This window comes from Microcoleus sp. FACHB-831 (assembly GCF_014695585.1).
Lineage (GTDB): Bacteria > Cyanobacteriota > Cyanobacteriia > Cyanobacteriales > FACHB-T130 > FACHB-831.
Window position 1 is genome coordinate 28,471 of sequence record NZ_JACJON010000057.1, and the last position, 12,465, is coordinate 40,935.

A 12,465-nucleotide genomic window follows, 5' to 3' on the forward strand; every position below is an offset into this window, starting at 1 on the left:
GCGATCGCTCTGCACGCCTTGTCTAAAAATTCTTTGTGCCCTAATCGCAGTTAACAGAAGAATCTACATTTTCTTCTGCTAGCCGTTGCTGTTTGAGGCACTGCAACTGCTGTAACAGAGTTTCGACTTCTGAATGCAAATTCAGGTACTTGGCTTGTTGGTCAGCCTGATAGAGAGACTTCATCATCTCTATCGCGCGGGTTCTGGTGGCCGAGGCTGTACAGATATCACTCACCAAGTTTTCAGGACGGGTCAGAGTAGATGAAAAAGTGGACATTAGCTGAATAGTTATTTTTACTTACTCACACCATTTCGTCATTCTATCCTGAACTGGCAGTTAAGTTAAATTTTATGTGGCGATTTTCCAACTGACCAATTTTAGGCATTGGCTAAAAGCTGGCAATATTAGCAAATGCCACGCAATTATCCGTACCATAAGCTACAAAATACCCCTTATGCCGTGCAGGGCGGACGTTGCCTACCAAAATCAGCTTCAGTAGAGCCAAGGAACAAGCTTTTTGACTGCAAGCCGATATTCTGAGTAATTTGGATACTTCTGCACTAACCAGGCTTCCTCGCGGCTGGCTTTGGCATTAAAAAAGATTAACAGAACAGCAGCACTTATCAAGTGAGATAAGCTTACCTGGAAGATAGCCCAACTGAGTGCAGCGAAAATTACACCACTGTAAAGGGGATGGCGCACGATGCTGTAAATTCCCGATTGTACAAGCTCGCCGTCGGCTTTGGGATAAGGTAACGGTGTTAGTTGTTGTCCCAAATCTAGCAAGCCTTTCGCCAGTAGCACTAATGCTGCTAATCCCAGAATTACGCCACCGCCCCACCTGATATACAACAATTCAGCGGAGTCGATTTGCAAGCTATTCGGGCGGTAGATTGGCAATAGGATAAAGGCTACTATCAGAAATGCCTGAGCTACTACCCAGTATTCGCCTTTATTGCCATTGCGCCAACCTTCAAGGGTAAAGCCCCAATCTGACAAGAGTTTCATTGCGCGATCGCTCCACTATCAATTTTGGATTGTAGATTATCTCGTTCCCAGGGCTGCTGCCTGGGAACAAGCATACTGGAAGCCTCTGCCTCCGTTTTAACTCCGCCAAGGGCGGCTTACCTCTTCCAACCGGGCAACTTCCGACTCTGCAAGCTCCCAACCTAGCGCCCCAGCATTTTGCCGCGCCTGTTGAGCTGTTTTCGCACCCGGAATTGGAACCACCCCACCCTGAGCAATTAGCCAATTCAGCGCCACTTGAGCTGGAGTTTTGTCGTACTTTTCCCCCAATTCGTGCAACACAGAAGTTACAGGCGCGATTTTTTCCAAACCGCTGCGGCTGAAGCGGGGGTCTATCCTACGCGCACCAGTCGGCTCTTTATATTGTTCAACCGTATACTTGCCAGTTAGCAAGCCCTGCGCCAAAGGGCTATAAGCCAGAATTGTCACGCCTAGCTCACGCGCTGCATCCAAAATGCCATTTGTTTCAATTTTCCGATTCAGTAGAGAGTAGGGAACCTGATTCACAGCCAAGGGAACGCCTCTAGCTGCCAAAATCTTGTGTGCTTCCCGCATTTGCTCTGCTGAATAATTGCTCACGCCTACGCTGACAATTCTGCCCCGCTTCACCTCATCCGCTAGAGCATTCATCAATGTCTCCGCACTCATCAAGAAGTTTAAGGGTGAATGCACTTGATAAAGGGTGACTTGTTCGACCTTCAGGCGTTTCAGACTGTCTGTAAGGGTGTCGGAAACAGATTGAGCGGTAAATCGCCAAGGTAAGGGGAAGTATTTAGTAGCAATTTGCACCGATTTAGTGGTGCGTTGCATAAATTGCCCTAAGAGAGACTCAGATTCTCCAAATCCGTAAATTTCAGCGGTGTCAAAGAAGCTTACACCAGCATCTAAGGCAGCATCAAAGGCATCTAGTACCTCAATTAGCCCATAATCGCTGCCATAATTCCAGAACAGCTTATCTCCCCAAGCCCAAGTGCCAATGCAAAGAGGTGTAACCGATGGGCCGTTTTGCCCCAGAGTAATAGTTTCCACAGTTGACCAAAATCTTAATATTTCTTTATTTATAGTCGGATAGAGGCGGAACTTGCACCCTGCACCCTTTGGAACAGATTGCAGCCCTCAAGTCACCTTGGGGAGAGGGGCAAGAGAGATGATGGGGGCTGTGACTTACTTATACTATTTGGTTGGTGGTAGGGTTTATGTTTAACTTAAGGGCGCAACTTTTCTAGCGATCGCCTCTTTGAAAAACTATGACCCTTGATGATTTATCAAATTCTTACATAGAAGAAAATTCCAAGCAGCTTCCCAGGCTTAATCTAGCCACAATGTTTCGGCTCGGACTATTCCAAATGGGACTGGGAATGATGTCAGTTCTCGTCTTTGGGGTTCTCAACCGCGTGCTGATAAGAGAGTTGGGAGTACCGCCAGCGATCGCCACAGTTATCCTTGCCTTGACTTTATTTGTGGCTCCAGCGCGAGTCTGGTTTGGGCAGATGTCCGATACCAAACCTCTGTGGGGATATCATCGAACAGGCTATGTCTGGATTGGCGCAGCAGGTCTGGCAATTATTTCCTTTTTAGCAGTCCAAGTAATGTGGCAGGTGGGCAGCAGTTTAAAGGCATACGGCTGGACTGCTCAAACCTATGGCTGGGCTGCCTTGCTAGCTCTGTTGTTTGCGTTATACGGTCTTGCAGTTAGTGCAAGTTCTACTCCGTTTGCGACGCTCTTGGTGGATGTTTCCGATGAAGATAATCGCTCCAAACTGGTAGGAATAGACTGGTCGATGCTAATCGGGGGAACAATTATTGGGGCAATTACTATTGGTATCTTGCTCAAGAAATTAACTCTCAACGCCCCGATAGAGGAAGTACAGACAGCAATTAATCGCCTGTTTCTAGTTGTACCCTTGATTGTATTTGCCCTGGCTTTTGTATCAACATGGGGCATCGAGAAAAAATATTCCCGCTATGCCGTGCGCTCGACATTAGTTAATCAAGAAGAAAAAATTACTCTCGGTAGAGCTTGGAGAATCTTAACTGCTAGCCGCCAAACGAGCATCTTTTTTACTTTTTTGGTGTTGACGACACTTGGCTTATTTATGCAAGACCCCATCTTAGAAACCTATGGTGGTGATGTCTTCAACATGGAAATCGGTGCAACAGCTAGCCTCAATGCCTACTGGGGAACTGGAACATTAATTGGTATTTCTGCGGCTGGCTTCCTTTTAACTCCGCGAATCGGCAAGCGCAATACTGCTAAAGTAGGCTGTATCCTAGTCATCGTCTCCTTGATCTGGGTGGTAATGTCGGGATTTACCCATAAATCCGCATTCCTCCAAATTGCTCTTTTATTCTTCGGTCTGGCTTCTGGCATCCTAACGACAGGAGCGCTCACTATGATGTTGGATTTAACAGTAGCCGAAACCGCAGGCACATTTATTGGTGCGTGGGGATTGTCGCAGGCTTTAGCAAAAGGAGTGGCGACGGTGGTTGGAGGCGCTGTGTTACAGCTTGGCACAAAGCTATTTGCTGACTCGGTGCTAGCGTATGGGTTGGTATTTGCTCTCCAGGCAGTTGCCATGATTTTGGCACTCAAATTTCTCGAACGAGTAAACGTGCAGGAGTTCCGCACTAATGCCCAGCAAGCGATCGCAGCCGTTATGGAAGGAGACTTAGACTGATGACTGATTTTTGGGAAAAGATATTAAATTTTGCCGAACTTACTACTACTAGAATCGGCAAGCAATTGTTGCAAGATTTTGGACAAGTACACGCAGATCGCAAGGCTGATGGAAGTTTGGTTACGCAAGCCGATAAATGGGCTGATGCGGAAATTAGAGAGGCGATCGCTGATGCTTTTCCCAGCCACGATGTCTTGAGTGAAGAATCAGAACACACTTTCTACGGTTCCGAATGGTGTTGGGTAATCGACCCCATTGACGGTACTACAAACTTCACGAGGGGCATTCCCATCTGGGGAATATCGATGGGTTTGCTCTATCAAGGCACGCCCGTTTTTGGCTACGTGCATTTCCCCCCAACTTCGCAATCTTTTCACGGTTTTTGGTTAGCTGATGGCAGTAAAAATGGGGCATTTTTAAACAATAAACCCATCAAAACAAGCGAAGACGATCCTAGCCTCAATCACTTTTTTTGTCTGTGTGCTAGGAGTACGTCTGTTTTGCAGCAACCCTTCCCCGCCAAAATTAGAATGTTGGGCGTCACCACATACAACTTTTTGGCTGTTGCTTCTGGTGCTACCCTCGGCGGTGTCGAATCAACTCCAAAGGTTTGGGATATTGCCGCAGTCTGGGCAATTTTACACGCAGCGGGTGGAGTGTGGATACCGTTGAAGAAAGAACAACCGTTTCCTTTACAAGAGGGAGAAAATTATCGCGATCGCTCTTTTCCCTCTTTAGTCGTCAGCCGTCCCGAACTCGTCTCTGTCTTTCAACCCTTAGTGCAATCTTTGGTTAAATAGACTCATCCCCTCATTCGTTTTAACTCCTCACGCAATAGTTTTATTTCTGTACTATTACCGCCTTCTTCGCCCATCTTCATTAACTGGAACTTCTTTTGGGCTAACTCAGCCGCCGCTTGAATGAAAGCGCGTTTTTGTTTGGGTGCAGCGCGAAACCGCGCTAGTGCGTTGGATGTCGTGTTACAAAGTCCTTCGTAGTCTACGGCTGAGATAATATGTGGCACTTCGTCGCTTAGATAAGTTTTGAGCATTTTGCGATCGTGGCGAGCTGCAACAAACCCTAAAATAATCATCAGGATTAGTAGAAATCCATAATTCCACATAACTACTAAAATTGTTGCGCCGCCGCTAGCTTCAGCCAAGATAAGTCCGCCATTATGTATTAAATGAGCGAACATTGCTGCGATTAAGCCAGTAGCGATCGCCCATACTTTCATCCAGGGGTTGTGCATGTGACGCGCTACACCAAAACCAATTCCGGTTAACGCTGTCCAAAAACCGTGCATGAAACCCAATGCAATAACACGCAAGATGAACAACCCCACCCATTCTTCCCAAGTTTTTGTGCCTAGCAAGTAAATAATATTCTCCACGTAGGCAAATCCAAACCCCGCCATCGCACCGTAGACAATTCCATCCACCCAACCATCAAATTCTCTGCGAAACCACAGGTAAAGGATGGCTACAACAGCACCTTTAAGAATCTCTTCAGTGATTGGTGCATTGATCGCAGTGGTGATAAACTGCCCCGTAAGGCTTGTACCGAGTATTTCTTCTACGGGGATGTCTAGAATTAGTTGTGCAATGATACCAATAATCACCGCTGGCACCGCACCCCACAAAAATGCCCCAATCAGGTAGCGTGTAGGTTCTTTTTCAAAGCGATCTATGCTGATAACGATGCGGATGTATAGATATGTCGGAATGGCTATTAAAACGGCAGTTATTAGGAATTTGTCCATAGGTAGGGGCGTGAGTTAAAACTTGACTCGTTTATAACTCACAATGCGTCACTTAGGTGGTGAAGTTATCCAAAAGTAATCTGCGATCGCTTTATCTGTAGACGCGATATCTTCTTCTGAGGGATTTAGTAAAATTGAACTCTGCACCGCTTTCTTACCAAGGCGTCGTTCTACGCGGCTGGGTATTCCGTAGCCGTAGATAATATGAGCTTGTCCAGCTAACACGACTACTTGATAATCTGGGTTGGCTTTGACAAACTTGGCGATCGCTTCTGCCATTGTTTCATCCCACAACACCTGCGCTGTGAAAAATCGCTCGAAGCTGGCGCTAGATCCGTGTCCTGCTTGTCTATGTTGTTGAAAAGCCCCTAACACCATTTGGCGATATTCAGCATTATCTGTACGAATTTCTGAGGCTGGTGGAATATAGCGTTGCTCTTCTGGAGTAAGGCTTTCCAATCCTCTGCGAGCAACTTTGCGGGTTATTTCAGCGGGAGTATTTAAGGCTAAAACTGGCAATTTATTTAATGCGGCAAAGCGCAGGATGGGGGCGTAATTTTCCCAAGGAAATACCCACCGTTGCTCATATTCGCTTTGTTCGATTAACTGCGTTTCTGTTATTTTGCCAGCAATATACCGATCGAGTACGTCCTGATAGGGACGTTGAAACATTTCCATAGCGATCGCTACTTTCTTATTTTTCGCTACCAGTTTTTGGATAATCTCCAGTTGAGCTTTATGATCTTCAGGGTTATCGTGAGTTTCGCCTAAGTAGATGACGTTTGTCTGGTAGAGCTTTTGCAAAACTTCTTGAAGATTGTAGTTTTGCTGCGATCGCGGACTTGATATATTTTGAGCATGGGAAGGCAAGGTACAGAATAAGATTATCCCCAGCGACCAAGCCCAGATTTTGGTGATTTGGTATATTTTCATAAAGATATTGTGCCTTGCGATCGCTCAAACGACACATCACCCCTCATAATCTTCCATCCCCGCGCCCCTAACCCCTGGCGGGGGTTGCGACTCTTCTATCTACAGTTGCAGTAGTAGGTTCTCTACTGCGTGGAACATTGCTTTACATTTAACTACATTCTGCGAACAGCGCAAGACCTATTCGCTCGCGCTTTATATACATTTATTAACATCAACATCTGTTAAGTAAAAATGTGAATTTTGGTTGCATTCACTTGTCGTTAAGATACAGGGTCGCTATTGTAAAAGAAGGAGCAAAAAAAGCTCCCCTGACAGATGATCGCAGCGCAGTTCACATTTGAGTTAAGTTCGATATAAGAGGTAAAAACGCTGTTTAATCTAAAATCTGTCTCATCCAACAACAGCAGCACTCAACAAGAAGGCTAATATTTCCTAAGCTAACGACTAGGGAGCAATGTAACTGATATGAGCGGCGAGCAATAAATCGTTGCTTCATAATTTAAATTTCAGTGCAACTCCACGTCAATCGCCCAAATAAGGAAATCCCTAAGCGAGTCTAGTCTGGGTGCTGTTGTTGTTTTAAAAATTTAAACTATTAACTAATATTGCCTTTAAAAAATGGTGCCTGGTTAAGATAATAAAGCATCAAGAGGCGCGATCGCATTCCAATTGATATAAATGCTATACAAGCGGACAATATTTACTTTTTACTATAAACATCTGTTAAGTAAAAATGTGAACTTTGGTTTCATCTACTTGTTGTTAACAGATAAAATGGCTATTGTAAAAGAAGGAGCTAAAAAGCTTCTCTGACAGATGAATCGCAGCGCAGTTGGCATATGAGTTAAGAGGTAAAGAACGCTGTTTAATCTAAAATCTGTCTCGTTAACCAACAACAGCAGCACCCAACAAGAAGGCTAATATTTCCTAAGCTAAAGACTGGGGAGCAATGCAATTCAGTGCAACTCCATGTCAATTGCCCACATGAGGAAATCCCTAAGCGAGTCTAGTTTGAGTGCTGTTGTTGTTTTAAAGATTTAAATTAACTCCATACTTAAAGTGCGATCGCGATCGCCAAACTATTAGTAAACAGTTTCGTCTTCCTTGCGCCACGCCGGATCGACAATACAAATAAACACTAGCGGCTCAGTTCCGCAACTATGAATAAATTGCTTAGCATTAGGGGGAATATACACAGCATCCCCAGGTTCCACTAGCTGAGTTTCGTCATCAATATGCATCTCACCCTTACCGCTGATGATGTAGTAAACCTCAGACGTTTTTAGCGAGTGGGGGGTGGAAGTTTCGCCAACTGGGAGAATGGCGTGAGCCAAACTGTAGCGCAACTCCACCGACTGCTTATCTGGATGTAATAACTCTCTTAGTATCGTGCGATCGCCCGCAATAAACTCCTCGCACTTATTGAGCTTTTGAACCAGCATTTTAGTACGCTCTCTCCCCAGACTCCGTACAAGTAAATTTTTCCGGTCGATAGTCAGGACAATCGATCGCTTCTGGAGACATAGCAATGTAGGGCTGTACCGTACACTTGAGATGGTAATCGCCCGTAAAATATTTACACTCAGCGCACGGTATGCTGTGCATCCGTTTAGCGTTTCTCTGGGTGTCGGCGATCGCAGTCCATATGCTCCAGCCAAACAAAATCGTTAACATCCAGGCACATAAAAAGCAAACAGGTACTAAAATTGGCTGGATTGCGTGAACCAGGAAATATAGAAGTTGAAACACGGCTTATTTCTTAAGAAGGGTGCAGCGATCGGATATCAACCAAATTAATTTACTATTTTTTTTAAACCATCAAACCTGCGACTTATTTATTAATTTTTGTAACTGTTTTTTACTCATGAATAGATATGTAAACTGGCTGATGTAAAAGGATAGATGAGCAAGCTAAGATAATTTATCTTAGTAGCAAATTAATTGCCTCGACCGTAGGCGTTGGGGCTATTTTGGTGTTAATAACCTGCATCTACTGAACGATCTGCAAGCAAGACAATGCTGCCGTTCGCAAATCAACGGTCTGCCTGAAGGCGCGTTTAGTGGATGCACACATGCTTATCCCTTCATCTATCAACGACAGCACCACCCAAGCGCCAGAGCTAATCCGTTTTAGTTCTCAGGCGACTTCTATGGCTTCAAGGCCAAGTGTTGCGACTCGTATCGCTAGTTTAGAAACACCAGTGGGCGGTAAGCTAACACCGCCCGCTTCTACAAAAGCCAAAGATGCTCAACTAGAAGACTGTGCCGCGCCCCTCGCTCCGCTGCGAGAGGGCGACATAGATGCCCTAGCGAGTTTTTTCGAGCGGGACGACGCTGGGGACATCGAAGACGACATTAACCGCGGTCTTTTTTGGCTGTGTCCCACTCCGCCTTGGGATGACGATCCCGTTGAATTTTTGCTCGAGTAAATGTAGCGATTTCAGATTTTAGATTGGGGATTGTGGGCGACTCGCGGTAGCAGTCCATCTAAAAATCTAAAACGGAATATCATCCAAGTCCTGAGAATTACCTGCGTTAGAAGCAGCTGGCTTTTGGCGCTTGGGCTGTTCGTAGGTGGATTCAGGTGATGGGGAATCATATGAACCAAATTCATATTGCGAATCACTTGTACTTGGCGGTTCGGATGCTGACGCCATAGCTGGTGATTTACCGCGCTCAAAAGAGACAAGATTGCTAGTAGATTTATCAGCAGATGATTCTCGCGCCTCGATTTCGGTATCAGCGCCTATTTTGTGAATTCTCGAAGCAGTCAATTCAGCGCGTTTTTCCTTAAATCCTTCTCGTCGGTCAATAGTGTTCATGCTGAGGCGACCCTCAATAATCACGCGATCGCCCTTCTTGTAGCGTTGCTTAATTTCACGCGCCAAATTTCTCCAACCCACTACCTTTAAGAGTGCTGGTGGGTCGTCAGCTTTCAAGCCCGGAAACTCGACGTGCATCTCTGCAATCTCAGTTTGATTATCTGACGTGTAACGCAGTTCCGGATCTTTAACTATTTCCGCCATTAAAATGCAGTTATTCATAATTGCTGGCTCCTTGCGCCTCGCGATCGCCTCCATTAATAATAGAACAAATGTACCAGTAGAGAAAACTTTGAGCGTTAAGTGTTGAACGTTTAGATTAACACTCAACACTCAAAAGTCTTAAACTATAACATTTGTGTTGAAGGTTGTGGGGTTAAAGCGAAATTTCGCGTTTCTACTACCTACTGGGAAGGCTTCCACAATCACAAATCCCAAAAGGTATTAAACGGCTTCCCCATAAAAGGGGTCTGTTCCTTGCTCCTGCTCAACAAACTCTTGAACGCGGCTGCGATACTCTCGCATGTTTCCATCCACCCAATCGCGGTCGTTGCTATTAGCGAAAATATGCACGAGAGGTTCTCCAGCATCGGGTAATATAAGCACCCAACTATCATCGTGGTGGTTGCAAATCTTTACTCCATCGACCAGCTCCAGATTTTCAGGAGGATGGGTTTCCACCAGATGGCGCATTAGGGCACCCTTCGCAGTCCAAGGACAGCGCACCGTATAGCTTTTATGGAAAACGCGGGGTAACTCAGCGCGAATTTGACCGAGCGATCGCTCCTGAAGCGCCAGCATCTCAATCAGCTTTGCAATACAGAACATCCCATCAAACCCCGGATGCAGTTGCGGGAAAATAAAGCCCATTTCACCGCTACCGCCCAACACCACATTAGGATTAGCCTGAGACGCCTCCATCAAAGCCGTTGGATTCGCCTTAGTGCGAATCACCTTCCCATCATGGCGTCGGGCAATCTGCTCTATAGCACTCGACGCATGGACGGGCACAACAACAGAGCTTCTAGGATTAGCCCTTAAAATCATACTTACCATCAAGCTCGTCAACAGCTCACCCCGAATCGGCATCCCAGATTCATCGACTAAAATCATCTGTTCCCCATTTGCCGACACCTGAACGCCAAAATTAGCCTTCAAAGCCTCAACCACATGACCAAGCTGATTGAGCAACGCCTCCCGCTCGTTTCCAGACAGAGCCGATTGATTCAAGCTGGCATTTAGCACGACCGCATCAGAGCCAAACTTAGCCAGTAGTTGCGGCAAAACTGCACCGCTAACAGCATAAACATAGTCGATCACCACCTTCGAGCCGCTGTAGCGAATTGCCTCAACGTTCAAAAGCTTTTCAAAAGCAGTGCTGTAGATATCAATCACCTGGCTGGGGTAAGCCATATTACCGATTTCATCGATTTGTGCCCGTCGCAAGTCTTCCTTGAAATAAGCCCCCTCAATTTTTTTCTCTTGAGATTTCGAGATATTGATGCCTTGGCGATCGAAAAATTCAATCAAAATGTGATCGGGTCTGTCTGGATGCACCCTTACATGAATACCACCAACAACCGCCAAAGTATGAGAGACCGTGCGAGCAACAGGTATTGCTGTTGCTTCGAGGTTCTGGATATTAACGCCAACCGACATTAAACCAGCAATCAAAGAGCGACTCACCATGCGCGAAATACTGCGCTGATCGCGAGATACCATTACCTGGGAACCAGGTTTCAACGTCGAACCGTAAGCGGCTCCCAACTTAACCGCAAATTCTGGCGTGATGTCAATATTCGCCAATCCGCTAACACCACGCTGTCCAAACAGATTGCGATGAGCCGTATGACCCCAGATTAAGTTGATGTTTAACGTTGCACCTGATTCAATTTGTTTGCTTGGCCAAACGCGCACGCTGGTATTAATTTGGGCTTCTTCGCCCACAGTGGAAAGAGAACCCACCACAGCCGCTTCCAAGACATGAGCGCGACGGTCTATTCTTGTCCCCCGACCGATAACGCACGCACGCAGACTTGCTTCCTCGCCAATAATTGCTCCGTTCCAGACAATGGGACGCTTCAGGTTAGCATCAGAGCCGACTGTTACATTGTCACCAATTACAGTTCCTGCATCAATCTTGACCCTCGGCCCAATGCGGCAGTTGCTACCAATCATGCATGGCGCTTCAATCTTAGCTGTAGAGTCAATATAAGTGTTCTGGCCAATCCACAGTCCGGGGGACTGCTCTTTATAGGCAAAGTCCAGTTTAACTTTTTGCAGCAGACCATCATATTGGGCGTCGCGGTAAGCATCTAGGTGGCCGACATCGCACCAGTAGCCTTTGGCGATATAGCCGTACATTGGCTCATCGTTTTCCAACAGCAAGGGGAACAAATCTTTGGAGAAATCACATTCCTGATTTGCTGGCAGATAGTGCAATACTTCCGGTTCTAGGATGTATGTCCCGGTGTTGACCGTATCTGAAAAAATCTCGCTTGTAGAAGGTTTTTCTAAAAAGCGACTAATTCTATGTTTTTCATCAGTAATAACTACGCCAAATTCAATTGGATTTGGAACCTGGGTTAAAATCAACGTCGCTTTTGATTGATGTTTTTTATGAAATTTAATTGCCTCGGTTAGGTCGAAATCGGTGATACTATCGCCGCTAATGACTAAAAATGTGTCATCAAGTAATTCGGCAATATTTTTGACACAGCCAGCCGTGCCAAGAGGCTGGTCTTCCTCTACGGCATAAGTAATTTGGACTCCAAAATCGCTGCCGTCTTGAAAATAGTCTCGCATCACATCTGGGAGATAGTGCAGGGTAGCAATAATCTCAGTAATATGATGCCGTTTTAGTAAGTTGATAATATGTTCGGCAATGGGCTGATTCAGGACGGGTACCATCGGTTTGGGGAGATCGCAGGTCAGCGGACGAAGCCGCGTTCCAGATCCGCCAGCCATTAGTACTGCTCGCATAAGTCCTCCTGGTTATTTGCACTTTTCACGGCATCATCTCTTATAGTTAGCGTTCCACTTGCCTTTCTTTTAGTGTCCTACGGCCTTGGATTTTAGGGTATCCTCGCCTATAGGATAGAACAACAGTCTGTTGTTCTTTAGCTGGGGGCGCGTTTACCATGTCATGCGGGCATAAATTTTGTCTGCTAAAACCTAGTCGTACCTTTTTAGGCAAAGAACCTAACCGCTTTTTGTCTCGCCTAAACCCATGGCCCTAGACAA

General features: G+C 45.8%; 12 protein-coding genes. 3 read left to right on the top strand and 9 right to left on the bottom strand.

Translation table 11 applies throughout. From position 1 onward, the window contains the following. Positions 1 to 40: 40 nt before the first annotated feature. From H6F77_RS14765 to H6F77_RS14775, 3 genes are all read right to left on the bottom strand, one after another. Positions 41 to 277 (bottom strand): hypothetical protein, encoded by a 237-nt coding sequence (locus H6F77_RS14765; RefSeq protein WP_190489454.1) that lies wholly within the window; start codon positions 275 to 277, stop codon positions 41 to 43. Positions 278 to 493: 216 nt separating this feature from the next. Continuing rightward, complete coding sequence (locus tag H6F77_RS14770; protein ID WP_190489455.1) at positions 494 to 1,009, bottom strand: methyltransferase family protein; 516 nt, start codon at positions 1,007 to 1,009, stop codon at positions 494 to 496. A gap of 96 nt (positions 1,010 to 1,105) precedes the next feature. Then, on the bottom strand, positions 1,106 to 2,056 hold the full coding sequence (locus H6F77_RS14775) for an aldo/keto reductase (protein WP_190489456.1): 951 nt from the start codon (positions 2,054 to 2,056) through the stop codon (positions 1,106 to 1,108). Between the two features lie 218 nt (positions 2,057 to 2,274). Between H6F77_RS14775 and H6F77_RS14780 the strand changes: the two genes are divergently transcribed. Both H6F77_RS14780 and H6F77_RS14785 read left to right on the top strand, forming a co-directional pair. Beyond that, entirely contained in the window at positions 2,275 to 3,705 is a 1,431-nt protein-coding gene (locus H6F77_RS14780; protein WP_190489457.1) for a BCD family MFS transporter, read from the top strand. Continuing rightward, the gene (locus tag H6F77_RS14785) at positions 3,705 to 4,505 is read left to right on the top strand and encodes an inositol monophosphatase family protein (protein ID WP_190489458.1); all 801 of its coding nucleotides are present in this window, start codon (positions 3,705 to 3,707) and stop codon (positions 4,503 to 4,505) included. Before H6F77_RS14780 ends, H6F77_RS14785 begins: the two co-directional genes overlap by 1 nt. A 2-nt stretch (positions 4,506 to 4,507) precedes the next feature. On the opposite strand, the gene H6F77_RS14790 is transcribed toward H6F77_RS14785, so the two are convergent. From H6F77_RS14790 to H6F77_RS14805, 4 genes are all read right to left on the bottom strand, one after another. Continuing rightward, positions 4,508 to 5,467: a PrsW family intramembrane metalloprotease gene (locus tag H6F77_RS14790; RefSeq protein ID WP_190489459.1), complete on the bottom strand. Its 960-nt coding sequence runs from the start codon at positions 5,465 to 5,467 to the stop codon at positions 4,508 to 4,510. Positions 5,468 to 5,515: 48 nt separating this feature from the next. Further along, the gene (locus tag H6F77_RS14795; RefSeq protein ID WP_190489460.1) at positions 5,516 to 6,400 is read right to left on the bottom strand and encodes a ChaN family lipoprotein; all 885 of its coding nucleotides are present in this window, start codon (positions 6,398 to 6,400) and stop codon (positions 5,516 to 5,518) included. A gap of 1,082 nt (positions 6,401 to 7,482) precedes the next feature. Then, positions 7,483 to 7,842: a cupin domain-containing protein gene (locus tag H6F77_RS14800; RefSeq protein ID WP_190489461.1), complete on the bottom strand. Its 360-nt coding sequence runs from the start codon at positions 7,840 to 7,842 to the stop codon at positions 7,483 to 7,485. A 1-nt stretch (position 7,843) separates the two neighbouring features. Continuing rightward, on the bottom strand, positions 7,844 to 8,149 hold the full coding sequence (locus H6F77_RS14805) for a hypothetical protein (RefSeq protein ID WP_190489462.1): 306 nt from the start codon (positions 8,147 to 8,149) through the stop codon (positions 7,844 to 7,846). A 323-nt stretch (positions 8,150 to 8,472) separates the two neighbouring features. On the opposite strand from H6F77_RS14805, the gene H6F77_RS14810 reads away from it, so the two are divergent. After that, the gene (locus H6F77_RS14810) at positions 8,473 to 8,829 is read left to right on the top strand and encodes a hypothetical protein (protein ID WP_190489595.1); all 357 of its coding nucleotides are present in this window, start codon (positions 8,473 to 8,475) and stop codon (positions 8,827 to 8,829) included. 66 nt (positions 8,830 to 8,895) lie between these two features. Here the strand turns inward: H6F77_RS14810 and H6F77_RS14815 are convergent, their stop codons facing one another. Then, positions 8,896 to 9,552 (bottom strand): single-stranded DNA-binding protein, encoded by a 657-nt coding sequence (locus H6F77_RS14815; protein WP_309228854.1) that lies wholly within the window; start codon positions 9,550 to 9,552, stop codon positions 8,896 to 8,898. 114 nt (positions 9,553 to 9,666) lie between these two features. Then, positions 9,667 to 12,204 (bottom strand): mannose-1-phosphate guanyltransferase, encoded by a 2,538-nt coding sequence (locus tag H6F77_RS14820; RefSeq protein ID WP_190489463.1) that lies wholly within the window; start codon positions 12,202 to 12,204, stop codon positions 9,667 to 9,669. Positions 12,205 to 12,465: the final 261 nt, after the last annotated feature.

Bases quoted from the DNA above. Each gene is read 5' to 3' on its own strand.
- H6F77_RS14765 (WP_190489454.1), bottom strand. From the start codon at position 277: ATGTCCACTTTTTCATCTACTCTGACCCGTCCTGAAAACTTGGTGAGT.
- H6F77_RS14770 (WP_190489455.1), bottom strand. From the start codon at position 1,009: ATGAAACTCTTGTCAGATTGGGGCTTTACCCTTGAAGGTTGGCGCAAT.
- H6F77_RS14780 (WP_190489457.1), top strand. From the start codon at position 2,275: ATGACCCTTGATGATTTATCAAATTCTTACATAGAAGAAAATTCCAAG.
- H6F77_RS14785 (WP_190489458.1), top strand. From the start codon at position 3,705: ATGACTGATTTTTGGGAAAAGATATTAAATTTTGCCGAACTTACTACT.
- H6F77_RS14790 (WP_190489459.1), bottom strand. From the start codon at position 5,467: ATGGACAAATTCCTAATAACTGCCGTTTTAATAGCCATTCCGACATAT.
- H6F77_RS14795 (WP_190489460.1), bottom strand. From the start codon at position 6,400: ATGAAAATATACCAAATCACCAAAATCTGGGCTTGGTCGCTGGGGATA.
- H6F77_RS14800 (WP_190489461.1), bottom strand. From the start codon at position 7,842: ATGCTGGTTCAAAAGCTCAATAAGTGCGAGGAGTTTATTGCGGGCGAT.
- H6F77_RS14810 (WP_190489595.1), top strand. From the start codon at position 8,473: ATGCTTATCCCTTCATCTATCAACGACAGCACCACCCAAGCGCCAGAG.
- H6F77_RS14820 (WP_190489463.1), bottom strand. From the start codon at position 12,204: ATGCGAGCAGTACTAATGGCTGGCGGATCTGGAACGCGGCTTCGTCCG.